This window comes from Pseudomonas fluorescens group sp. (assembly GCF_020093335.1).
Lineage (GTDB): Bacteria > Pseudomonadota > Gammaproteobacteria > Pseudomonadales > Pseudomonadaceae > Aquipseudomonas > Aquipseudomonas petroselini.
This window is the reverse complement of record NZ_JAIOKW010000001.1, coordinates 603,661-625,253: the sequence shown is the minus strand read 5'-3', so window position 1 is coordinate 625,253 and position 21,593 is coordinate 603,661. Positions and strand designations below refer to the sequence as shown.

The window sequence follows — 21,593 nt, the reverse complement described above, 5'->3', positions numbered from 1 at the left end:
GGCATTGATCGTTTGAGGCCGAGTAGCAAAATGGTTATGCAGCGGATTGCAAATCCGCCTACGCCGGTTCGATTCCGACCTCGGCCTCCACTCTTAAAGCCCCGTAGATTAACGTCTACGGGGTTTTTTATTGTCTGCGATTTGGTCATCGCTTCCGCAATTTTTCGGATCGCTTCCGCATCCCTACCTTTTTTCGGGAAATTTAAGACGCCGTTATCGGTATGCCTCTCCCCGATTGGGCGTGGGATTGTGCTCGAGGCTAAAAAGCCTCAGCGTCTACTAACGGCCAGAAGCGATCATTCCGGAAGAAAAATAAATCTGTCACCTTTCACCACTGAATTCGATTGAATGGCCCATGCACGGCGCAAATTCTCCGACCTGCACTCCACGAACAAAAATATGCTCGCCGAGCAGGCACTGCGCTCTATCCAGTTGCTATACGAAATCGAAAATAAGATCCGCGACCTTGAACCAGATTTACGGCGACAAATTCGGCCCGAAAAGCCGTCCCCGTAATGGATTGAAGCGCCTAAACCTGCCGGCTTTGCAAGCCGGTGCTTGTAGCGCCGATCTAAGCTCCTCTTACCATTTTCAAACCACACAACCTTCCATGTGCCATATTTGACCCGCTCTCGGCCTGTAGCCTTTCACCTCAGACCAAAGACATAAAAATTACTGTCCGCTAATCGCCCAAAATGCGATTCCATGGCCTATAGCTTTTCTATATACGTCAGATACTTAAGCATTAGAGCCCTCTCTGGGCTTTTCCTTGGAGCTAGCGCGATGTTTCCCAATCTCAAAGTCCGCACTGGAATGGTCGTTGTACTGTTCACGTTCGTTTTGACGTTGTTGTTTTCGGTGGTTAACAACTGGCATTCATCCGAGCGCAGCCACGATCAGATCAGCGAATTGGATCGGGCGACGAGTCAGATTGATGGAATCAACAACTCCTTGCTGTTAGCAATTCGCACTAGTGCCAACGTGTCCTCGGCCTTTATAGAAATCATGGCCGGGCGTCAGCAGGATGCCGAGGCCCGCCTGATTCTAAGTGAGGCTATCTGGAAGGAGGCCATTGCCAAGATTGAGGCCTCCACCGCCGACATCACCGAACCGACCCTAAAAGGCTATGTCCGTGAGCTTAAGGCTGCGTTTACCGAGTACGGCGACGCCGTCGTCGGCCAGCGGGCAGCTACACGTGCACAGTCGGCGAAGGATTACTTTCAGGTGAATATTGCCGCGGGCAAAGGCATGACCAAACTACAAGCTGTACGCGTCAAATTGGTTGATGAGCTAGATACCCGTAGCAAACAGATAATGGCAGAGTCGGCTGATCGTCTTAAAGTCTCGCAGACTATGGCGATCACTCTAGCCGTAGTGACCTTGGCGTTGGCTTTGCTGTGTTGGGGCTTTATCTCCAGCAGCGTTTTACGCCCACTGCGTGAGGCAGGCGTACACTTCCGACGCATTGCCGGTGGAGATTTGACTCAGCCGGTTATGGTTCCTGGACGTAACGAGATTGGCGAGTTGTTTACCGAACTACAGCAGATGCAGGTTAGTCAACGCGAGACGCTCAGCCTGATCGCCAGTTCTGCCACGCAGTTGGCTTCCGCTGCCGAAGAACTAAATGTAGTAACAGAAGAAAGCAACCGCGGCCTGCAGCAGCAGGACCAGCAGCTAGAGCAGGCGGCAACTGCAGTAACCGAGATGACCAGCGCGGTCGAAGAGGTAGCGCGTAACGCTACATCCACCTCACAAGCTGCCTCCGCTTCCGACAATCTCTCCCAGAAGAGCCGAGCGCAAGTGCGGGAGAATATCCAAGGAACAAAGTTGATGGCGTCGGAGATCCAAGACAGTGCTAGACGTATCCAGAACCTAGCCAGTGAGGTGCAAAACATTAGCACAGTACTGGATGTAATCCGCTCAATCTCCGAACAGACCAATCTGCTGGCCCTGAACGCAGCCATCGAGGCCGCACGTGCCGGCGAGGCAGGGCGTGGCTTCGCGGTCGTAGCCGATGAAGTCCGCACGCTGGCTCATCGTACTCAGGCATCGACTCGTGAAATTGAGCAGATGATCGACATGGTGCAAAGCAACGCCGAGCAGGCTGCCGATGTCATGCGTTCAAGTACGGCCAAGGCTCAAGACAACCTCACTATCACCCAAGCCAGCGGTAACGTGCTGGAGGAAATCTTCTCTGCAATCGGTGAGATCAACGAGCGGAACCTGGTGATCGCCAGCGCAGCAGAGGAGCAGGCTCAGGTGGCGCGCGAAGTTGATCGTAACCTTATAGCCATCCGTGATCTCTCAGCGCAGTCAGCAGCAGGAGCGATGCAAACCAATTCTGCGAGCCATGAATTATCGCGCTTGGCATTGGACCTTAACGCGCTGGTAGGTCGCTTCCGCATATAAAGTTTCCTTGTTAGTAGCGAAGCTGGAAAGCTTGCTGGTGGGCGGCTATCCCGCCTCGCGTAATTAAACCGGCGACCATTTATGCGGCAGCAATTGGCCGTTTTGAGCCTGCCGCGATAGGCAACTATCGGCCAAAAGCAGCCGTGCACAAAAAACACCTTCTAGCTGGAATATGGCCACCTTGCTTAAGAAGCAGTGGTCACTGGATCGCGTAATTTCCAGATCACAAAAAAACTGAGGTACTGCATCCATTCCGAACGCCGCCACGTATATCAAACACGGACAGACCTTCCTGGCCGAATCTCCTCATAAAGGATCATCGCGATGAAAAGCATTTCGATCAAAACGCCATTGATAGTCGGCCTCCTGACCTTGGCGGCAGGTAGCGGCTTAGTGTTCAACGCGGCACAGGCAGCGACGATGAGCCACGACAGCGTAATGGTAGGCGGGCAAAGCATGTTGCCGAGCAAGGACATCGTTGATAACGCAGTAAATTCCGCAGATCACACGACCCTGGTCGCCGCTGTCAAAGCTGCCGGTCTAGTCGACACTCTCAAGGGCAAAGGTCCCTTTACCGTGTTCGCACCGGTCAATTCAGCCTTTACTGCTTTGCCCGCCGGAACCGTCGATACGTTGCTGAAGCCGGAAAACAAGGCAACCCTCAGCAAGATCCTCACTTACCACGTTGTGAGCGGCAAACTGGACATGGCCACCCTTGCCGAAAAGATCAAGGCCGGTGGCGGTAAGGCCGAACTTACCACTGTCTCAGGAGGCAAGCTGTGGGCAATGATGAATGGCCCGCACAACATCACCATCAAAGACGAGAAGGGTAACGTCGCCGACATCACCACCTATGACGTGTACCAGTCGAACGGTGTGATACAGGTCATCGATAAGGTGCTGATGCCGAAAAGTTGACTGACATCGCCGGTCGCCATCCGCAGGATTGGCGAGTTTTCCGAGGAGCCCACCCGTGAATGGAACAACAGCGCGCTGTGGGCTAACCTCTGGCTGCAATCGACATTTAGCACCTCACGACTTAATCGTTTGGAGAAAGGCTATTCCAATCGCCGACATCGACCAACTCAAACACCTTTTAGCCCAGTGCTCCCTGGGTGATCGACGCGCATTTGAAACGCTGTATCGTAGCGTGAGTCCGCGCTTGCACGGCGTGGCTTTGCGGCTCATGGGACGTTCGGATCTCGCTGAAGAGGTGCTGCAGGAAAGTTTTGTGCGCATTTGGAACAATGCTTCACGCTACCAATCCCACCTGTCCGCGCCGATGACCTGGATGATCAGCATAACGCGAAACCAGGCCATCGACCAATTGCGAAAATATCGCGACCGTCCGCTGAATGATCTCGACGCGCAGATGTTGGTCGATGACAGCCCCTCGGCACATGAGCAACTGAACAGTTCCCGTGAGGCCAGCACATTACATCGGTGCCTGGATAAGCTAGAAGGGATGCAACGCCAATCGATCACCATTGCCTACTTTGGGGGACTCTCCTGTTCAGAGTTGGCCGAACACCTTTCAGCACCGCTAGGGTCGGTGAAGTCTTGGATACGCCGGGGCATGGAGCATCTGCGCAGGTGCCTTGAGTCATGAACTACCAAACTCCAAGTATGCGTCGCGCACTTGCCGCCGACTATGCCATCGGGTTGATGCCGCACACCGCACGCCGGCGCTTTGAGCAACTTTTACTAAAAGACTCGGAACTTCGCGCGGAACTTGCGCAATGGCAGGAATGCCTCATGAGCCTCACTGAGGCTCTGCCTGAACAACCTGTACCGGATCGTGTTTGGCGCAAAGTTACGGCTCGCATAGATCCGCAAACAATGCAGCTGCCTATGAAACGGCCTCTCTGGAACTGGCTCCGAATGACGATCGCAGCATGTTCACTCGTAGCAGCAGTATCGCTAAGCGTTATCTACAGCCGTGACGATGTACGCTACGGTGCCACGTTGTATAGCGCTGACGCACAGTCTTGGATGAGCATTGAAACGCGAGAGGACTACCTGAGAATCAAACCGCAGGCGTTAGCGAAAGTTGAAAAGGGTCGTAGCCTGCAAATGTGGCTTATTCCGCTAAGTGGCAAACCCGTGTCCCTTGGGGTGATACCGCCAGGTGGAGATGGGGAGATTAAGTTGGCCAGCGCGCAGAAAGCTCTCATGGGTGAGTCAAGCACTTTGGCCGTCAGTCTTGAACCCGATGGCGGATCGCCGACAGGACAGCCGACAGGTCCGGTGCTTTACCAGGGCGCGCTTACGGTACTGTAACTCCGTGGCGGTAAGTCTTTAAATCTTTTCGTGAGTAAACGACACAATGATCGGTCGTCCAGAGTTCGAAGCCAGCTCAACCGACTCATGAGTAGTGAACGGCAGCTTCTGGCCGTTTTCTGCCTGTCGTACACGTAGTAACGTGTCATTTCGTAGGCTTCACAATTTCACCGACTCGCCGATATACCTTCTTGGTCATTTCCTCTGTGGAGTGACCTAGTAGGCGGCTAGCGTGCGTCAGCTCGATCTCGCTGGCAGCTTTTGGTCTGATATCCTTGAACTGAAACTGACGAATGCTCGTTGCCAGCGCTGGATCACCATCAGCTGACGCTTTGATTGCTGCCTTCTCTCGTGCGTCGTCCCACCGATTACGCAGCATCTGCTGGCTCATCCGAAGTCCAGACGCGTTTGTTATCAAAGTTGACGTGCGGATTCCATTGACGGCTCTGCGCTCTTGCAGGTCGTCGATAAAGCTACTCAGGCCGGATTGGATTCCGTCATCTTCCAAACGAAGACGGAGACGTTTTTCGGTCTTGCCCTGACCAATCAGCAAAAAGCCATTGTTCAAGTCGGTGGCTGCAATCTTGAGCACATCAGCGGGACGTTGGCCGGTCAGGTAGGCCAGATCCATCGCGTCCTTGAGTTCCTGTACCGCTTCCGCGTATACCGCGTTCCATACGGTTGCACCGGCATAATAGTCCCGTGGCTTTTCCTTGTTGCGGCGAACGCCAAAGCAAGGGTTTGCTTTGTCAGTCAGCCCCCATTCTCGTGCAATGGTGAATGCATGGGAGAGCAGGGCGATCTCACGGTTGGCCCTCACCTTGGCTGTCCTAGCGTCACGATACTGCGCTACTACTTGAGGCGTGATCGACTCAATAGGGGCGCTCTCAAATGCTCTTCTTAGCTGCTTGAGTTCCTTGCGGTTGTCGGATTGGGTGCGAATCGACTTGCCCGGGATGATTTCCTTTTCGTAGCGATCAAATACATAGCTCATCAGATGGGTAGGCTTAGGCGGTGTCTTGCGCTCCAGTCTTGCCCATTCCACTTTGGCCTGATCGAGGTCTGTCCCGAGTGGGATTTCCTTCCGCTTCCCGTCGGTAGTTCTCCCGTCGTAGTAATACGATGTCCAAGTCTTTCCACTCTTACCCTGGTTAGACTGTGCCGAGCGTTACGACCGTGCCCATACCTTTCACTATATGGACCCGCCTTACTGGCAGACCACCGGATATGGCGTTGACTTCCCCTTTGAAAACTACGAGCGGATGGCCGATTTCATGCGGCGCTGCAAAGGTAAGGTAATGGTAAGCATCAATGACCATCCGGATATTCGGCGTGTGTTTGAGGGGTTTCATTTTGAAACTGTCGATATCCGGTATTGCAATACAAATCAGCGGCAGCAGAAAGCAGAGGTCAGTGGCGAGTTGGTGATAATGAACTGGACCCCTGCACAACTGGGTAGATTATTCTGATGCGAACAAGCCTGCGGTTCTGAGTACTATGACCGCAGGTTACCTATGACGATATGGAGATATGAGATGGCAGCTGAATGGCTAGTGATATGGAATTCAGTCTTAAAATTTATTTCAAGTGATAGCGCTCCCGCATGGGTACAGGCGGTAGGTTCAATTGTGGCGCTATATATCGCCATTCGAGTGTCCAGGACTTCAATTGCGCACGCGGGGTTGCAAAAACAAAAAACTATCCTATCTGTGGCTGAGGCGGCTTATGAATACGCCGGCAAAATTCGTGCTGCTATTAATCTTATTAGTGTCGATCCAGGCAGTAACTTAAGTCTGTATGGGGTGTACCACAGAGATGTTAACGCCGGATTGGTTAGGGCTCTCCAGGGCGCCCCTGTGCATGAATTGGCTTCGGGCCAGCAAGTGTTAGCGATACTAGGTATCAGCAATCAGCTTGTGTTCTTGGGGGATGCGACAGACAAACTGCTAATGGCTCCATCGTTATTGCCCGGCGTTTCCGATCAGCTAGCTAGCCTCAATGGCGATTTAGTAGAGCGACAGAAATATCTCTCTATAATTAATTCTGTTTTAAAAAGTAATGTGCTGTTGCACTTGAATGAAATAGAGAAGCACTACACAGCTCTAAAAGAGTCGATTACTAATTAGGTTATCCTATGGCAGGGTTGATTAACGCTGGTCCTTGATTTCTCACATTGCCCACGGCCTTACTTACCGGGAACCACTCAAATTCTTCTGTTGGTTGGCACAGTTCTCTTGCAATTTCTTCTGCTCTTGACGGCGTTATACCGGGGTCAAGCCACTCGTTGGCATGCTCTGGAGTTAGTACCAGGGGGCGCCGGTCATGGATGTCGACCATTCCCAGATCGCTTGCGGCGGTGATAATGACAAACCCATCGCCCTGATGAGGCTCCTGTCCAGGATTGACCTCGGCAAGCGCCCCGAAGAACATCGGGCGCCGGCTTTTCAGGCGGATGAAAAAGGGCTGCTTCTTCTTCGGGTCCTCCGGGTCCTTTACGCGTGTGCATCCGCACTGGCATGTTCAATCCTGAGGAGACGAAGTATGCCAACGGGGTGGTGGTAGATATACCCTATCCAACCGATGATGTGCGACTGCTCATAAAGGCGGCTGTGGATGCCGTCGACCGTATTTACCGACCAGGCTTCAAATACAGTAAGGCCGAAGTGATGCTGCTCAACCTGTGTAAGCCCGGTGAGTACACCGATGATCTGTTCGCAACTTCGCAGCCTTCCGAATCCACGCGAGTGATGACCGTGCTGGACGAAATTAACGTTCGGTGGGGGAGAGGAACGCTGCGGTCAGCTAGCGTTCCTAGTAACCCTGCTTGGGGTATGCGCCGGGAAATGATGAGCCAAAGCTATACAACCAAATTGGATCAGTTATGGGCAGTGGCGTGCAAATAGGCGTGTGTGTGAGTGGTTACAAATATTATGAATGTTTTTCTGCGCCCGTCGTTATATGTGCTAGAGAGCTTATTTCTGACTTGAAGGTTTCGCAGGCTTTCTCAAATGATTTTTGAAGGTTATCGAATTCTCTTGCAGATAATGCGCTTTTGCTTGGATCGGTGAGAAAGGGAACTAGTAGCTTTCTAGCAGCTTCAACAGGCTCATATGCAGGTGCAAGTGATGGGAAGTGAACCATCATGATCATTTTGTATTTCTGGGCCTCATTAGGTGCAAGTATGTTTTGTTTTTGAATTAATTCGTGTGTTTCTTGATATCTAAGTTTTCCCATGTAGCAGCGAAAATAGATGAGGTAGATGTTTGTGAAGTTTCGCTCCCACTTGTCAAATAAAAGGTAGAGTTCCTCTAGTCTTTCAAGTCTAAGCTCTTTTGTTTTTTGCTTGCCTTGGGCTTCAATGTTAATTCTGGCAACTTTAAGATTGAACAAGCTGGTAACGGCTACAGCTAATATGGCGGCAGTCGCAGTTATTATGCCCGTCAGCAGAGGGGCGATCTCTTTAAAGTCAGCGATTTCCAAATTTAGCTCCTTATGTTTTTAGCTATTTGCTCGAGCTTACATCGACTATGTATCTTGTAGTGCCGTATATATCTCCACCTCATTGGACTCTTCGTCGCGTAAGTCCACCATCCAAACAAATCTTTTACCTGCCTCTTTCGAGCTTCCAGGCATTAGGCCAAATTTGTTGTGCTTCCAAATTATGCCCCGTAGTAGTGCCAGGTCTGCCTGAAGGACGGATCTGGCCTCTTTAAGTTTCAGCAACGCGCGTGCTTCCAGATCTGCCGCGAATGGATTCGAGGTGTGCAGGTAACGACTAGCCGTTTGGTAAATAGTGATCAAGTCGCTATGTGTCTTGGGGCCGATAGCGCCATATGGTATGTGCTTAGTGTTGTCTGGACCCGCGACGGGGTCTCCAGCCGATTGGGGAAGGAAGTTGGTGTTGACCTTTTTTAGACGCTTAAGGATTTCTCCAGCCTTCCAATCGGCAGTGTAGTCGCCCTTATCTTTATCATTTTTGGCTGCTTCCCGAAGCCTTTGAGCTTCATAGTGGCCACGGTCTGCAATCAACGCGGAGAATGCAATAAGTTCGACGATCCGTCGGACTTGAGCAAAAGCGCACTCATTGTCGATGTCAGTATCGCCAGACAGTGGTATATCAGAATTAAGAATGCGAGCTGCGGCTCGGAACCGTCTCTTGACCTCGATCATTTGAAGACGGTACTTGTCTCCCGATACAAGTGAGGCGACCTCCTTTGCCAGCGCTTCACGCGCCTGTTTAGTTCCCCTAGCCTTTGCTTGTCCCATAGCTAAAACTCCTTCTTATCCGCTCAGGATACAAAAAATTAAGCAGGCGCGCACAGTCCTTAGCTGGCGCAGTCGTTTCTCTGGTACGTGCTGGGTAAGAAGAAAGCCGCCCGCAGTGTACAGAGTGAACCACTGAGCATGTGATTGCCGGCCCATAGCGGCCCGTGTGAGCGACGGAAGGGGGTCGAATCCCTATTCTTGTGATTTTTTCTAATGACCGTATTCTATACAAAGCAGATGTGCACTGCGCCTGAATGCCAAAAAAAGTTTAGATACAGTTCGTAGAAATAAGACGGTATCGCGCGCGTGTATGCGAAATTTGGTTGGGTTTGCTTGGCTGGCTTGTGGATTGGCATTAGAGGTTTCGGAGGGGGGATTATGCGGGATGGTAAAAAAAGGGAGCTGTTTGATCAGCCACCTCAAGTAGTAAGGCGATGGCTCTCGATTAAAGCTATTAGGATTTTTCGTCCTTACATTGAGGGCGTGCTGCGACATTGCCTGCGTATTAAGTTGGTGATTCGTGAGAGAAAGCGCTCGGTAGCTTTGACGGATGCACTTAATGCAACTGTCGAGAATTTTAAAAAAAGTAAAAGCGCGATGCATTTCGAGTCGCTGAAGATATTTTTCAATCTCTCACTGTTTTTTCTTCTGGCCGAAAAAGATATTCAGGCTGTGAAAATTGACGCATTGACACACGCTGATGAGTGGAAAAGAAACCTTTCTCTGCGAATTATATTGCTTGTCATACATGAGTGGGATATGGCGAAAGTTGCGCCGGCAAACAAGTTGAAAGAGGCTTATAGGCTCGCCGGAATAAGTGATGAACTGATAGGGGAAATGAATTCGGCGTTCCGAAAAATTAACAAGGCGCACGCTAGAGCAAAAAAAATATTATCCCCGGCCAGGCATGCTACGATCGCGCATAGGGACGCAGATGCTATGCTTCAATATGAAATGATTGTGAAGATAGATCCATTAGCTACTATGGCGATTGCTTCATCTTTCTACGAAGGAGCTGATCTGTTAGTAAGTACCTTGCCTAAGGTGATGCTTGAAGCTAGCAGCGCTCATTCATTAATTAAGCAGTATCGCGGATCCACATAATAAACTCGTCGTGGCTATCCTTAGTTGAGCTTCAATTCGCATCGAGTATGGCCTGTCAGAGCATAAAGATTACGTTTCGATATGATTGCCAGGTGGCACATGGAACTGGGGGCGCTTGCGAGAGGAGGGGAAAAAATGGGGCAAACCGTACGCCAATTCACGCCATTCTAAGCCAAACATGCGTTTGTGCATGGAGTGTTGATACGCGCTGAGCCTCAATAAAGATGTAGATTTGGGGCTTTACGAGCGAAATACTCCAACACAATGGGGGGGGTAGCACGCGGCGCTGGACCAAATTTTGAAACCCAGTCAAGCTCCGATTTTCTCCGTGGACCATTCGAAAATGAAAGCGTTGATAGTCCCTGAAAGCATGAAGCTGGCTTCAATATGGGTGGTATGGAGTTTTATCTCAATGGGCTTTTTGGGCTGGACTCTCTGGGTGGTAATAAAAGCTGTCGGCTCGACTGAAAGCATGAGTGCATGGGTGCAAGCCATAGGAAGCATCGGCGCGATTTTAGCCGCAGTCGCGATTGCGCGTCGGGGAATGATGCAACAAAAAGAGGACAAGCTATTTGAGGGGTACGGCTATATGGAGAAAGCTTTCGGAGTCGCTGCCTATGCGAGCGAAGTGATTGCGGGAGCAAGTCAGTACATCTTGCAGGGGGTGCCCACCCCACCGATGCTGAAATATCACTCAAACTTGTTGGAAATATGTCTTGAGGACTTAAAAGAAATTGAATATACCCGCCTTGAAGATTTAGATGTTGCAAATGCATTCCTCTCGCTCAAGCGTAGTGTCAATTTGACGCGGTCTGCAATATTGCTGCAGCTCGAAACCAATGGAGGGTTTGCTAAAAGCCAAGTCGCGGCTTGGGGACAAAACGCAGATAGAGAAGCAAAAACAATGAGTGCTGCGATAATCCGTTATTTGGGAAGGCATCCCTGGTTACTTGATGCGGCCCACGCGCATCACCAGAGCCGGCGTGCTTGAATAAGAGTTAGACGTGTTGCTGCTCCCTCAGAAGGCCAGGAGGCCCCATATGATCCTTGTTAAAACAACTGCTGCTCCAATACTGCAACAAATAGGAGAGCAGGTGTTGGACCTCGTCGCCGACAATGTAACAGACCTCTCTATGCGACACCCTCCGGTATCGCACCCTCTGTTCAGCGCATATCGGCTCAGTCTGCTTACCGAGGTGAGGGCGTACTTGGCGCGGCCAGCTCCCTCCCAGATAGAGCTAGTTACCGCTACTGATGATGGTCAACTTGTCGGGTTCGCGCTTTGTGGCCTATCTCCCGGGTCGCGGCCCGAGTGCGGCATCTACTACGCGGCAGTTTCCAAGCCTCGTAGATGCGAGGGGATTCTTAGCTTAATGGTGCATGAGATCATTTCCAGGTATGCGGTGGTCAGCCTGTCTTGTGACGTTCGCTTGGTGTCTGTCTACAAGGGTTATGGATTTGAACCTATATCCCTACGCAAACAGCAGATCGTTATGGCTATAGGTCAGCCGCGTGAGGAAACTCCCATCCTTGACCCGGACGAACTCGCACGTCAGCCTCCAATCATTCGGGAGCAAATGGAAGCGTCTGCTCGGTCCACAGAGCAGGCAGTGAAGGCGGCGAACAAAGCGATGGAAAAAACGCGGAAAGCCGAGAAGGCTAAAGCGAAAAATTTCCTAGCCCAATACATGAAGGCGAAACGTATGTGAGCATTGGGGGGAGTCGCATCGTTTTAGGGTAGAAAATGGGCTGCTGTAGGCGCGCGTTGCGCTTTCTAATACCAAGCAATTAGCCGTAATTGCTTGCCTATAGCTGCCTGTATGAATGCAGGAAGGGGTCCGAATCCCTATCTCAGACCTTTGGATGGAAGGCTTGATAGGGCCAGCCGTAGGGCTATTTGGCTGTACTCGACGAAGCATAGAAATTCATTCCGCAACCGAAATAGAACCTCCCGATTTTAGAGGGCTCCAGCGAGGAGTAAATGTTGGTGATGCGGAATAGATTATCATATAACTTATTGAAAATAATGAGGATATTCGTGGATTGCAAATCCGCCTACGCCGGTTCGATTCCGACCTCGGCCTCCACTCTTAAAAACCCCGTAGATTAACGTCTACGGGGTTTTTTATTGTCTGGGATTTGAGAAACACTTCCTCAACCCTGCCCCGTGGCGGAGGGCGAAATGTACCAGGACGAGAGTCGGCTGCCTCGACTACACAGGTTTCGCAGGCGCGTCATGAGACCCAGGATTCAAACCGGCAACCGGAATTGCTTGCGCAAGCTCTTATCAAAGACCCCGGCGGGAGCGAAGCGGCGCAGCAGGCTGATTTGTTTCGCTGCCTTCCCGGCCGTGTAGCGAAGCTTGGGGTGAATATCGCTCGCCGCTTCTACGACTACCGTCGCTACGACTTCTGGACGATCGGCGTTGGGCATCACATCGGCCAGCAGCGCCTTGAACCCGGCGCGCGCCTGGTCGTACTCCTTCAGCGGTGAGTCCGGTTCAATGCCGTTCTGATCGAAGACGGTTCTTACGAATGCCGGCTCGATAATCGAGACTCGGATATTGAAGGCGCGCACCTCGTGATCAAGGGATTCCGAATAGCCCTCCAGCGCGTGTTTGACCGCTGAGTAATGAGCGGAGTAGGGCGCGGGCACTAACCCCAGGATCGATCCGATATTGATGATGCGGCCTTGGCCATTTGCCCGCATCGACGGTAAGACCGCATGGGTCATGCGGATCACGCCGAACAGGTTGACGTCGAACAGTGCCTGCACCTGCGAGATCGAGAACTCTTCCGCGCCACCCAGCAGGCCAACGCCAGCATTATTGACCAGAAGGTCGATCCGCCCAGTCCGCGCAAGTACAGTGGAGACGAGGGCGCTGACAGCGTCGTCATCGGTCACATCACAGACGAGCATGGTCACCTGGGTTGGCGTGTCGGTGGCCTTGCGGCTCGTGCCGAACACGGTGTATCCCGCCCGTACCAGCGCCTCAGCGGTCGCGCGACCAATGCCCGATGAGGCGCCGGTCACAATCGCGGTTCTTTCGGAAGATGTACTCATTTGCTGCTCCAAGTGTGCGGCTCACTCACAACGTCTTTCGTGAACGAAGAGGAGGGGATAGTTATTTGACTTTAATGATGACTTTGCCCTTGGATCTTCCTTGTTCGACATAGCTCAAGGCGTCGGCGGTCGAGTCGAAGGTAAATGTGCGGTCGATCACCGGTTTGATACTGCCGGATTCAACCAGCGCCGTTATCTTGTCCAGTTGCGTGCCACTGGCACGCATAAATACGAACGCATAACTGACTTTCTTGTTTCGCGCTTTCCTGCGAATACCGCTGCTCAACAGACGCATCACCAGGCCCACTACCCAGGGCAACTTTTGCGCTTGGGCAAACGCCGGCGTCGGTGGCCCGGAGATGGATATCAGTTGGCCTTCCGGCTTCAGAATGGTCAGCGACTTTTCCAGTTCATCCGCGCCCAGGCTGTTTAATACGACGTCGTAATCCTGAAGAACCTGTTCAAACTTTTGCGTCTTGTAGTCAATCACGACGTCTGCCCCGAGTGCCTTGACCCACTCCACGTTAGCCGTGCTGGTGGTCGTCGCGACAAAGGCACCCAGGTGCTTGGCGAGCTGGATGGCGACGCTGCCAACGCCGCCGGAGCCCGCCTGGATAAAGACCTTCTGACCCTGTTTCAGCCTGGCGCTGTCAACCAGCACTTGCCACGCCGTCAACGCAACCAGCGGGAGGGCGGCGGCCTCTTCCATGCTGAGGTTTTCAGGTTTCAATGCCAGTGCGTTTTCATCTACCGCAATCAGTTCCGCGAAGGTGCCTATGCGCGCCTGAGGAGGGCGTGCGTACACCTCATCACCCGGCTTGAAGCGCCGCACGGAGGCTCCTACGCGGACCACCACCCCCGCCAGGTCATTACCCAATATCAGCGGGAATGAGTACGGCAGGATCAGTTTGAATTCGCCCGTCCTGATCTTCGCGTCGAGCAGGTTGACGCTTGTGGCATGCACCTGAACAAGCACGTCATGGGCGCCCACTTCAGGGGCGGGCATTTCGCTGATGCGTCCATTCTTTTTGCCGTAACGGTCGATCGAGAATGCCTTCATTTTGATTCAGCTCTCATGGCGTTCAATGGAACTTGACCGCCTCAGTTATTCAGGGATCCGCGTCAAGATTTGGTATGAAAAAGGGGCATGGCAGCCTAATGCCAGTCATTTAAGAAGCAGCAAGAGCGAAAAGTAACCCGTGGCGAGGGAGCTTGCTCCCGCTGGACTGCGCAGCAGTCCCAGTCTTTTGAAACAAAGAGCTGGGGCCGCTTCGCGACCCAGCGGGAGCAAGCTCCCTCGCCACAGGTACGGTGCTCACCCTTAAATGACTGGCATTAGGCATGGCAGCCCCTTGATATGGGTCGTATTTATGCAGTGGCGGTGTATCGCTCGGCGACATCGGATTGTCGAATCTGCGCCAGTAAACCCTGACGTGCAGCCTGCAAGGCATCCCAGCGGGCGGCATCCTGCAAGGGAGGAATCGTCACGGTCTCGCGACGATCAAAACCCACCAGCGCCGCGTCGACCAGATCGCCGACCTCCATCACGTCAGTCAGGGTATTGATGTCGATGCCTGCACGTTCCCAGATCTCGGTACGCGTGGCGGCTGGCAAGACGGCTTGCACGTAGACGCCTTTGGGCGTCAATTCCAGGCTCATGCCTTGTGATAGAAACAGTACAAAGGCCTTGGTCGCGCCGTAGACCGTCATGCCGAACTCCGGCGCCAGGCCCACCACTGAACCTATGTTGATAATCGCGCCGTCCCCGGCCTGGGCCAGGCGAGGGGCGATGGCGCTGGCCAGTCGCACCAGCGCGGTCGTGTTGAGCGTCACCAGTTGAGCTACGCTGTCGGTGGACTGTTCGATAAAGCTGCCGGATTGCGCGGCACCCGCATTGTTTACCAGGATGCCAATGCTGGCGTCCTCGCGCAGGCGCGTTTCGACAGCCGCCAGGTCGCTGCTGTGGGTCAAGTCAGCCTGAAGTACCTCGATGGCGACCTTGTGTTTATCGCGCAGTTGCGCTGCCAGCGCCTCCAGTCGATTTTTGTCGCGGGCGACCAGGATGAGGTCGTGGCCGCGTTGCGCGAAGCGCTCGGCATAGGTGGCGCCGATGCCCGTGGAGGCGCCGGTGATGAGGACGGTGTTAGGGAGGCTCATGGCTTGATTCTCTGTTGTGGATGTAGGGCGGGAACGTTCGCGAAGGTGACGTTCAGGGGTGGCGTTGGCCGCTTTCAGTCAGTGGCGGGTAGTCGATGTAGCCCGCGGCGCCGCCGCCATACAGGGTGGCCGGGTCAAAGGCGGATAAAGCCGCATCGGTCTGGAGTCGCTCTACCAAATCAGGGTTGCCAATGAACGGACGGCCGAAGGCAATGAGGTCGGCTTTGTCTTCAATCAGTGTCGAGGTGGCCAGGTTCAGGTCGTAGCCATTGTTGGCGATGTAGGTGTTATTGAAGCGTTGGCGCAAGGAGCCGAAGTCGAAGGGCGCCACGTCGCGAGGCCCGCCAGTGGCGCCTTCGACCACATGCAGGTAAGCCAGGCCGAGGGCGTTGAGTTGATCGACGAGGTAATCGAATTGAGCTTGCGGGTCGGTGCTGGACACCCCATTGGCCGGCGACACTGGCGATAGGCGGATGCCCGTGCGCTCAGCACCGACTTCGCTCACTACCGCCGCCGCAACCTCCAGCAACAAGCGCGCACGATTTTCAACCGAGCCACCGTAGGCATCCGTACGCACATTCGCGCCGTCCTTGAGGAACTGGTCAAGTAAATAGCCGTTCGCACCATGGATTTCTACACCATCAAAACCAGCCGCAATTGCGTTTAACGCGGCGCGACGAAAGTCGCCCACGATGCCGGGCAGTTCGCTGATGTCGAGCGCCCGAGGTTCAGAAACATCCACGAAACGATTGTTGACGAACACCTTCGTCGCTGCACGGAGCGCAGAGGGCGCAACCGGTGCTGTGCCATTTTCCTGAAGGTCGGTATGGGACACGCGCCCCACATGCCACAGTTGCAGGAAAATACGTCCGCCCTTCGCGTGAACGGCTTCTGTGACAGAACGCCATCCGTCTATTTGCGCCTGCGTATAAATCCCGGGGGTGTCTTGATAACCCTGGCCCTGCTGTGAGATCTGCGTGGCCTCGGAAATCAACAGGCCTGCAGAGGCTCTCTGGCTGTAATAGGTCGCAGCGTGCTCGCTCGGAACAAAGCCCGCGCCCGCACGGTTCCGCGTCAGCGGTGCCATTACGATTCTGTTGGAAAGCGTCAGTGAGCCGAGCGTGTAGGGTTCAAACAAGGTCTTGTCGTTCATATCGATTCCATACTCGTTGATCAATGACGGCGACCTGCGCCGCAATGGCAGAGGCTTGCAGTACGGAATTTATGATGTCGATCATAATCAAAGATGTCAACGTTTTTGATTATGACTGACATCAGAGTATAGTCAGGCCATTGTTCAGGAGGCACAGGAGCGCAAAATGAAGATCACCAAAACGCAATCCATCGCCAACCGGGCTCATATTGTGGAGACGGCGTCAGCGCTGTTTCGTGAGCGTGGCTACGATGGCGTCGGGGTGGCAGAGCTGATGGCGACTGCCGGTTTTACCCAGGGAGGGTTCTACAAACACTTCGGTTCCAAAGCAGACTTGATGGCCGAGGCCGCTGAAAACAGCCTTTCGCAATCCCTGGCCAATACCTGCCACCTCGACGTTACGGGGTTCGTCAACATGTATGTGTCGCGCGAGCACAGAGACGGCAGGAGCGGCGGGTGCACCATGGCGGCGCTGTGTGGCGATGCTGCTCGCCAGTCAGATGAGTTAAAGGCGACCTTCGCCAGCGGCGTAGAGAGCACCCTCGCAGCACTCGAGGAAAATTACCCGGCGGGTCCGGATACGACGAAGCAAGACGTCCGCGCAAAAATGATCGACCTGCTGGCGCATGCAATCGGCGCAGTGATGTTGTCGCGGGCGTGCCCGGATGACTCTGCTCTGGCGGATGAAATACTCGAAACGTGCCGTGCTGAGATCGTGGCGTCGTTGCCGTTGGGGATGCAGAAAGGCGCTGACTGAGTCGATAGCGGACCACCACTCATGGAAACCCCATAGCTAGCGTCTATGGGGTTTTAATGGCCAGGGGTTGTACGTTTACTTATTGATTGCCAGATTTTTTCTAAGCACGGGCGCAAGCAGGTGAGGGTGTCGACTCTCCTGAAAATAAATCCAGCCGCTTTACGCTCTCACGATCCGTTGTTCCTTAACCTCACTCGCATAAGCCTTCATTTTTTTCTGCTGCGCCGCCAACAACGCGCATATTTTCATCAACGCCACGGCCTCATCCGGCGTTCTGTCGCTACCCGCCATCGCCGTCAATTCAACCACCGACCACCCAATCACCGCCGCCGCATCTTCCAGGTCGTAGAACAATTCCTGCTGAGCAGTCCTGGGCCCATCGAGCCCTTGTATCAAATCGTCCATCTATTCCCCCATCAATCTCTGTCCGACACCCGTGTTACAGGTTACTTCCCCCCAGTCACATCCAGAAAGGTCCCGGTGATAAACGACGCCTCTGAGCTGGCCAGCCAAAGCACGGCCCGCGCCACTTCTTCGGGTTCTCCGCCCCGGCCCATTGGAATGCTGTCCTTGACGCGATCCACGCGGCCAGGTTCGCCGCCGCTGGCGTGCATGTCGGTGTAGATGTGCCCCGGGCGTACGCAGTTGACGCGTATGCCTTCGCGCGCGACCTCCTTGGACAGCCCGATGGTGAATGTCTCCAGGGCACCCTTGGAGGCGGCGTAGTCGACATATTCGTTCGGGCTGCCAAGCCGGGCGGCGCCCGAGGACACGTTGATCACGCTGCCGCCCTTGCCGTTGTGGCGCAGCGACATGCGTTTCACGGCCTGCTGTGCGCACAGCATCGGGCCGATGGCATTGATTGCGAAAATGCGTTGCATACGGGCGAAGTCGAGGTCTTCGAAGCGCGATTGAAGCGCAATGATGGCGGCGTTGTTAACCAGCACGTCGATACGTCCAAACGTCTCGTCAATGGCGGCGAACAGGTGGGCGACCTGTTCTGGGTCTGCACTGTCGGCGCGAATGGCCAGGGCGCGTCGCCCCAATGCTTGCACATCGGCCACCACGCCGAGGGCGGCGGCCTCGTTGCTGATGAAGCTGATTGCCACGTCGTAGCCTTGCGCAGCCGCCAGCCGCGCCGTTGCCGCGCCGACACCTCGGCTGCCGCCTGTGATCAAAATGAGGGGGGCTGAAGAGACAGTATCCATTGCTTGCGCCTTTTAGGAGGGCTGAGGGTTCAGCCGATAAGGATCGTGCCGGTCGCAATGACCACGCACGCGAGGACTTTTCGGACAGTCAGTGACTCGCCCAGGAAGTAATAACCGATCAATGCCGCGAACACTACGCTGGTTTCGCGCAACGCCGACACGGCGCCCATCGGCGCCTCTGACATGGCATAGATAACGATGCCATAGGCCAGCAGGGAGACCAGCCCACCCAGGAAGGCCGTGATGCAGCCTGGGCGCGGCGTGAGCAGGCTGCGCGTGCCGCGCAGGCCAACGTAAACCAGGGGCATCATGATGCCCCAGAGCGCACACATCCACGCGGTATAGGCCAACGGCGCGTCGGACAGCCTTGCGCCGATGCCGTCCGTCACGCTGTAGGCCGCAATGAAAACGCCCGTGCCCAATGCGTAAGGCAGGCTGGGGACGGCCAGTCTGCGCTGTTTGAAGGTCAGTGAAATGATGCCGGCTGACACCAATACGATGCCTATCAGCGCGCCTGCGTTGACCGTCTCTTCGGCGAATGCGAAGGCGAACAGGGTGATCAGAATGGGCGAGGAACCACGGGCAATCGGGTAGGTTTGCCCAAGGTCGCCGACTTTGTAGCTGCGCACCAGGAACAGGTTGTAACCGACGTGCAACACGCCCGACAGGACCGCGTACGGCCAGCTGGCGGCGGCGGGCGGCGTGAGGAACAAGGCAATGACCGTGCTGGCCACGGCCACCGCCAGGCACATTACGGTCATTGACCACAGCCGGTCGGTGCCGGCGCGCAACAGCGCGTTCCAGCTGGCATGCAGGAGCGCGGCGAAGAGGATGAGTAGAACGATAGGAAAAGGCATGCGCCATATTAAGTAACATTATGGCTTGCCTGAAAGCGAAGTCCGTTCATCCTGGCATGAGTGATTATTCATGCTTTATCGATAGCGCTGCTGGGCTTGGACTGATTCGGCCAGCAGCCAGTGACGGAAACTGATGATGTGAGGCTGGGATTCGATCCCTTTGGGACAGACAAAAAAGTAGGCGACCGGTGAAGCGAACGGCACCTCAAACAGCCTCACCAGGCGGCCGTCGTTGATTTCAGCTTCGACGTGGCCGCTACGCGCCAAGGCAATCCCATGGCCCAGTAATGCCGCCTCAATGGTCATGTTGGTATCAGCAAACCTGACGCTTTCGTTGAGCGCGCAACTCCCGACGCCGACGTGTTCAAACCAGGCTTCCCACTTGGGCACCAAGTCTGCGCCGTCGCGCGTCAGCAGCGGGTAACGCAACAGCTCGGCGGGCTCCTGCGGGGTGCCAAAGCGGTTGAGCAGGTCAGGGCTGGCCACCGGAAATATCTGCTCCCTGAGCATGAACTCCGAGTGCAGGCCGGGGTAATTACCATTGCCCAGGCGGATCGCTACGTCTGAATCTGCGCTGGAAAACGTGATTGCTTTGTCGCTGGTCTCCAGCGTGATCAGAATCTCCGGATGCTGTTGCGACAAGCTCGGCAACCTCGGGAGCAACCATTTCAGGGCGAAGGAGTAGGTGGCGCTGACCTTGAGCCGGACCCTGCCTTTTTGTTCCCTGAGGTCAGACAGTGTGGCCTCCAGGTTCATGAAAAACTCGCGCACGATGGGTGCCAGCGCCGCACCGGCGGGGGTCAACCGCAACGACTTGCCACGCTGGAACAGCTGCAGGCCCCAGAGGTCTTCGAGGTGCTTCAACTGATGACTGACGGCGCTCTGGGTTACATGCAACTCCTCTGAAGCCGAGGTGAAGGTCGCGTGCCGGGTGGCAACTTCGAAAGCGCGCAGCGTAGCGGTTGGCGGTAGGTCTCTCATGAGTGGGCCCCGGCGAGTCTGGTGGAAATCGTTTCCATGAATGAAGGCTCATGGTAGTTGATTTGCGTACCTTGACTCGACCTCACGGTTGCCAGGTCTGCGCAAAGGGCTGAGGCAACCCTGCAACGGTCTTCACGTTGTACCGTCACGCATACAAACCCTACCATCGCGTTACACGATAGCCGTGACGCCTTGCGGTTCGCACTGTCATATCCAGCGAGAAGTTAATCTCGTCAAGTAAGAGAGTGTGGTCATGAAGTTGAGTTATCTAACCAAGGCGGCTGTGGTTGTCGCGTTGTTGTCGACCTTGTCGGGCTGCTGGATATTCATGCCACCGGGAGGTGGCGGTGGTGGTCATGGTGGCGGGCATGGTCAGGGCGGTGGCCCAGGTGGCCCAGGCGGTGGTGGCGGTCCGCGTTAACGGACAGGCAAAAATAGCGGCAAGCCATGACGAATGGCTTGCCCTTTTTTTGCCTGCCAATCGCAGTTTGGGCCGAGGCGTTTATTCCAGCGTGACAAATCCCAGGCAAAGAAAAGCCCGCGTGGGGAGCGCGGGCTAAAAGGATGTTCATTAGGAGCTGGATTCACCATAGGCGCCCATCTGTGAAAGGTTTGTGAAAGCTTTGGCAAAAAAGTGTATGCCTTAATCGTACTGTGGCTGTACGGGTCAGGGCGGTCCATAAGCCTTTACTGTCACAGGCCTATCACCTGTGTTCGGATGCCGCGTCATGTTCATGTCTACCAGCCTGTTGTCAGCCTTTGTACTGTTCGCCTTCGTGTCCTCGATCACGCCAGGCCCCAATAACACCATGCTGCTCGCCTCTGGCGTGAACTTCGGGTTCCGCCGGTCGATGCCTCATGCGCTGGGGATCAGTATGGGGTTCATGCTGCTGGTGATCTCGGTGGGCCTGGGGTTGGGCGAGGTGTTCAAGCTGTTCCCATGGGCGTACACGGTGTTGCGCTACGTCGGCGCGGCGTACCTGTTGTACCTGGCGTGGAAGATCGCGACGGCGGGCGGTATGTCCGACAGCGATGATGCGCAGGGCAAGCCGATGACGTTCCTCGGCGCGGCGGCGTTCCAGTGGGTGAACCCCAAGGCGTGGATCATGGCGTTGGGTGCTATCACCACCTATACCCCGGCCGAAGGCTACGTCACCAATGTGCTGGTGATTGCACTGGTGTTCGCCGTGGTCAACTTGCCCAGCGTGTGTGTGTGGGTCGGGTGTGGCAGCGGCTTGCGCAACGTGTTGCGTGAGCCGCGCTGGCTGAGGGTCTTCAATGTGTCGATGGCGGGGCTGCTGGTGCTGTCGCTGTACCCGATGTTGTTTGCCGGTTGAGCGTCACACGGGGGAGATGGT

20 protein-coding genes, 1 tRNA gene and 6 pseudogenes are annotated in these 21,593 nt (G+C 54.6%); 15 read left to right on the top strand and 12 right to left on the bottom strand.

Translation table 11 applies throughout. The annotated features are described in order from the left end of the window. The first annotated feature begins 16 nt into the window (after positions 1 to 16). The 7 genes and pseudogenes from K7431_RS02785 (at position 17) to K7431_RS02760 (ending at position 4,689) form a co-directional block, all read left to right on the top strand. Positions 17 to 90 (top strand) — tRNA-Cys (locus K7431_RS02785). A 258-nt stretch (positions 91 to 348) separates the two neighbouring features. Then, positions 349 to 513 (top strand): annotated as a pseudogene (locus K7431_RS02780) (IS66 family transposase); the annotation flags it as partial. 192 nt (positions 514 to 705) lie between these two features. Then, positions 706 to 1,542 (top strand): annotated as a pseudogene (locus tag K7431_RS31040) (HAMP domain-containing protein); the annotation flags it as partial. Between the two features lie 3 nt (positions 1,543 to 1,545). Then, the gene (locus K7431_RS31035) at positions 1,546 to 2,409 is read left to right on the top strand and encodes a methyl-accepting chemotaxis protein (protein WP_370636043.1); all 864 of its coding nucleotides are present in this window, start codon (positions 1,546 to 1,548) and stop codon (positions 2,407 to 2,409) included. A gap of 324 nt (positions 2,410 to 2,733) precedes the next feature. Next, on the top strand, positions 2,734 to 3,327 hold the full coding sequence (locus K7431_RS02770) for a fasciclin domain-containing protein (protein ID WP_012724510.1): 594 nt from the start codon (positions 2,734 to 2,736) through the stop codon (positions 3,325 to 3,327). Positions 3,328 to 3,382: 55 nt separating this feature from the next. Then, positions 3,383 to 4,018 (top strand): sigma-70 family RNA polymerase sigma factor, encoded by a 636-nt coding sequence (locus K7431_RS02765; RefSeq protein ID WP_043205415.1) that lies wholly within the window; start codon positions 3,383 to 3,385, stop codon positions 4,016 to 4,018. Next, positions 4,015 to 4,689, top strand: a complete 675-nt coding sequence (locus tag K7431_RS02760) for an anti-sigma factor (protein ID WP_012724508.1) — start codon at positions 4,015 to 4,017, stop codon at positions 4,687 to 4,689. The genes K7431_RS02765 and K7431_RS02760 overlap by 4 nt, the downstream gene beginning before the upstream one ends. Positions 4,690 to 4,834: 145 nt before the next feature. Here the strand turns inward: K7431_RS02760 and K7431_RS02755 are convergent. Further along, positions 4,835 to 5,833, bottom strand: a pseudogene (locus tag K7431_RS02755) (tyrosine-type recombinase/integrase); the annotation flags it as partial. Here K7431_RS02755 and K7431_RS02750 point away from each other — a divergent pair. Both K7431_RS02750 and K7431_RS02745 read left to right on the top strand, forming a co-directional pair. Beyond that, positions 5,832 to 6,158, top strand: a pseudogene (locus K7431_RS02750) (DNA adenine methylase); the annotation flags it as partial. The pseudogenes K7431_RS02755 and K7431_RS02750 sit on opposite strands and share 2 nt — an antisense overlap. A gap of 66 nt (positions 6,159 to 6,224) precedes the next feature. Further along, positions 6,225 to 6,815 (top strand): hypothetical protein, encoded by a 591-nt coding sequence (locus K7431_RS02745; protein ID WP_043205414.1) that lies wholly within the window; start codon positions 6,225 to 6,227, stop codon positions 6,813 to 6,815. Position 6,816: 1 nt separating this feature from the next. Here K7431_RS02745 and K7431_RS02740 read toward each other — a convergent pair. Continuing rightward, positions 6,817 to 7,185: pseudogene (locus K7431_RS02740) on the bottom strand (SOS response-associated peptidase family protein); the annotation flags it as partial. On the opposite strand from K7431_RS02740, the pseudogene K7431_RS02735 reads away from it, so the two are divergent. Beyond that, positions 7,182 to 7,592, top strand: a pseudogene (locus K7431_RS02735) (DUF4113 domain-containing protein); the annotation flags it as partial. The pseudogenes K7431_RS02740 and K7431_RS02735 sit on opposite strands and share 4 nt — an antisense overlap. 25 nt (positions 7,593 to 7,617) lie before the next feature. On the opposite strand, the gene K7431_RS02730 reads toward K7431_RS02735, so the two are convergent. Together K7431_RS02730 and K7431_RS02725 are read right to left on the bottom strand one after the other, a co-directional pair. Continuing rightward, entirely contained in the window at positions 7,618 to 8,169 is a 552-nt protein-coding gene (locus tag K7431_RS02730) for a hypothetical protein (RefSeq protein WP_012724504.1), read from the bottom strand. A 45-nt stretch (positions 8,170 to 8,214) separates the two neighbouring features. Continuing rightward, positions 8,215 to 8,955 carry a hypothetical protein gene (locus tag K7431_RS02725; protein ID WP_012724503.1) on the bottom strand — a complete coding sequence of 247 codons (741 nt, stop codon included), beginning with the start codon at positions 8,953 to 8,955 and terminating at the stop codon, positions 8,215 to 8,217. Positions 8,956 to 9,261: 306 nt separating this feature from the next. On the opposite strand from K7431_RS02725, the gene K7431_RS02720 reads away from it, so the two are divergent. The 3 genes from K7431_RS02720 to K7431_RS02710 all read left to right on the top strand — a co-directional run bounded on the left by K7431_RS02720 (position 9,262) and on the right by K7431_RS02710 (position 11,768). Then, positions 9,262 to 10,059, top strand: a complete 798-nt coding sequence (locus tag K7431_RS02720) for a hypothetical protein (RefSeq protein ID WP_012724502.1) — start codon at positions 9,262 to 9,264, stop codon at positions 10,057 to 10,059. Positions 10,060 to 10,402: 343 nt separating this feature from the next. After that, the gene (locus K7431_RS02715; protein ID WP_148270922.1) at positions 10,403 to 11,050 is read left to right on the top strand and encodes a hypothetical protein; all 648 of its coding nucleotides are present in this window, start codon (positions 10,403 to 10,405) and stop codon (positions 11,048 to 11,050) included. Between the two features lie 382 nt (positions 11,051 to 11,432). Continuing rightward, a complete protein-coding gene (locus tag K7431_RS02710; protein WP_224265898.1) occupies positions 11,433 to 11,768 on the top strand; it encodes a hypothetical protein in 336 nt (111 codons plus the stop codon). 541 nt (positions 11,769 to 12,309) lie between these two features. On the opposite strand, the gene K7431_RS02705 is transcribed toward K7431_RS02710, so the two are convergent. The 4 genes from K7431_RS02705 to K7431_RS02690 form a co-directional block, all read right to left on the bottom strand. Further along, positions 12,310 to 13,122, bottom strand: coding sequence for an oxidoreductase (locus tag K7431_RS02705; protein ID WP_043205410.1), 813 nt, complete (start codon positions 13,120 to 13,122; stop codon positions 12,310 to 12,312). A 61-nt stretch (positions 13,123 to 13,183) separates the two neighbouring features. Further along, entirely contained in the window at positions 13,184 to 14,182 is a 999-nt protein-coding gene (locus K7431_RS02700; protein WP_012724498.1) for an NADP-dependent oxidoreductase, read from the bottom strand. 308 nt (positions 14,183 to 14,490) lie between these two features. Continuing rightward, entirely contained in the window at positions 14,491 to 15,279 is a 789-nt protein-coding gene (locus K7431_RS02695) for an SDR family NAD(P)-dependent oxidoreductase (protein WP_012724497.1), read from the bottom strand. A 52-nt stretch (positions 15,280 to 15,331) separates the two neighbouring features. Continuing rightward, complete coding sequence (locus K7431_RS02690; protein WP_012724496.1) at positions 15,332 to 16,432, bottom strand: alkene reductase; 1,101 nt, start codon at positions 16,430 to 16,432, stop codon at positions 15,332 to 15,334. A 166-nt stretch (positions 16,433 to 16,598) separates the two neighbouring features. Between K7431_RS02690 and K7431_RS02685 the strand changes: the two genes are divergently transcribed. Further along, positions 16,599 to 17,189 (top strand): TetR/AcrR family transcriptional regulator, encoded by a 591-nt coding sequence (locus tag K7431_RS02685; RefSeq protein WP_012724495.1) that lies wholly within the window; start codon positions 16,599 to 16,601, stop codon positions 17,187 to 17,189. 159 nt (positions 17,190 to 17,348) lie between these two features. Here the strand turns inward: K7431_RS02685 and K7431_RS02680 are convergent, their stop codons facing one another. The 4 genes from K7431_RS02680 to gcvA form a co-directional block, all read right to left on the bottom strand. Next, positions 17,349 to 17,594, bottom strand: a complete 246-nt coding sequence (locus K7431_RS02680) for a hypothetical protein (protein WP_012724494.1) — start codon at positions 17,592 to 17,594, stop codon at positions 17,349 to 17,351. Between the two features lie 41 nt (positions 17,595 to 17,635). Then, positions 17,636 to 18,397 carry an SDR family oxidoreductase gene (locus K7431_RS02675; protein WP_012724493.1) on the bottom strand — a complete coding sequence of 254 codons (762 nt, stop codon included), beginning with the start codon at positions 18,395 to 18,397 and terminating at the stop codon, positions 17,636 to 17,638. A gap of 29 nt (positions 18,398 to 18,426) precedes the next feature. Next, entirely contained in the window at positions 18,427 to 19,254 is an 828-nt protein-coding gene (locus tag K7431_RS02670) for a DMT family transporter (protein WP_012724492.1), read from the bottom strand. A 75-nt stretch (positions 19,255 to 19,329) separates the two neighbouring features. Further along, positions 19,330 to 20,235, bottom strand: coding sequence for a transcriptional regulator GcvA (gcvA, locus tag K7431_RS02665; RefSeq protein ID WP_012724491.1), 906 nt, complete (start codon positions 20,233 to 20,235; stop codon positions 19,330 to 19,332). 728 nt (positions 20,236 to 20,963) lie between these two features. Here gcvA and K7431_RS02660 point away from each other — a divergent pair. After that, positions 20,964 to 21,572, top strand: coding sequence for a LysE family translocator (locus K7431_RS02660; protein WP_043205408.1), 609 nt, complete (start codon positions 20,964 to 20,966; stop codon positions 21,570 to 21,572). Positions 21,573 to 21,593: the final 21 nt, after the last annotated feature.

Excerpts from the sequence above, each read along its gene's own strand:
- K7431_RS02705 (WP_043205410.1), bottom strand. The coding sequence starts at position 13,122 with ATGAGTACATCTTCCGAAAGAACCGCGATTGTGACCGGCGCCTCATCG.
- K7431_RS02690 (WP_012724496.1), bottom strand. The coding sequence starts at position 16,432 with ATGAACGACAAGACCTTGTTTGAACCCTACACGCTCGGCTCACTGACG.
- K7431_RS31035 (WP_370636043.1), top strand. The coding sequence starts at position 1,546 with ATGCAGGTTAGTCAACGCGAGACGCTCAGCCTGATCGCCAGTTCTGCC.
- K7431_RS02760 (WP_012724508.1), top strand. The coding sequence starts at position 4,015 with ATGAACTACCAAACTCCAAGTATGCGTCGCGCACTTGCCGCCGACTAT.
- K7431_RS02680 (WP_012724494.1), bottom strand. The coding sequence starts at position 17,594 with ATGGACGATTTGATACAAGGGCTCGATGGGCCCAGGACTGCTCAGCAG.
- K7431_RS02685 (WP_012724495.1), top strand. The coding sequence starts at position 16,599 with ATGAAGATCACCAAAACGCAATCCATCGCCAACCGGGCTCATATTGTG.
- K7431_RS02695 (WP_012724497.1), bottom strand. The coding sequence starts at position 15,279 with ATGAGCCTCCCTAACACCGTCCTCATCACCGGCGCCTCCACGGGCATC.
- K7431_RS02715 (WP_148270922.1), top strand. The coding sequence starts at position 10,403 with ATGAAAGCGTTGATAGTCCCTGAAAGCATGAAGCTGGCTTCAATATGG.
- K7431_RS02745 (WP_043205414.1), top strand. The coding sequence starts at position 6,225 with ATGGCAGCTGAATGGCTAGTGATATGGAATTCAGTCTTAAAATTTATT.
- K7431_RS02700 (WP_012724498.1), bottom strand. The coding sequence starts at position 14,182 with ATGAAGGCATTCTCGATCGACCGTTACGGCAAAAAGAATGGACGCATC.
- K7431_RS02710 (WP_224265898.1), top strand. The coding sequence starts at position 11,433 with ATGGTGCATGAGATCATTTCCAGGTATGCGGTGGTCAGCCTGTCTTGT.
- K7431_RS02675 (WP_012724493.1), bottom strand. The coding sequence starts at position 18,397 with ATGGATACTGTCTCTTCAGCCCCCCTCATTTTGATCACAGGCGGCAGC.
- K7431_RS02660 (WP_043205408.1), top strand. The coding sequence starts at position 20,964 with ATGTTCATGTCTACCAGCCTGTTGTCAGCCTTTGTACTGTTCGCCTTC.
- K7431_RS02725 (WP_012724503.1), bottom strand. The coding sequence starts at position 8,955 with ATGGGACAAGCAAAGGCTAGGGGAACTAAACAGGCGCGTGAAGCGCTG.
- gcvA (WP_012724491.1), bottom strand. The coding sequence starts at position 20,235 with ATGAGAGACCTACCGCCAACCGCTACGCTGCGCGCTTTCGAAGTTGCC.
- K7431_RS02770 (WP_012724510.1), top strand. The coding sequence starts at position 2,734 with ATGAAAAGCATTTCGATCAAAACGCCATTGATAGTCGGCCTCCTGACC.
- K7431_RS02670 (WP_012724492.1), bottom strand. The coding sequence starts at position 19,254 with ATGCCTTTTCCTATCGTTCTACTCATCCTCTTCGCCGCGCTCCTGCAT.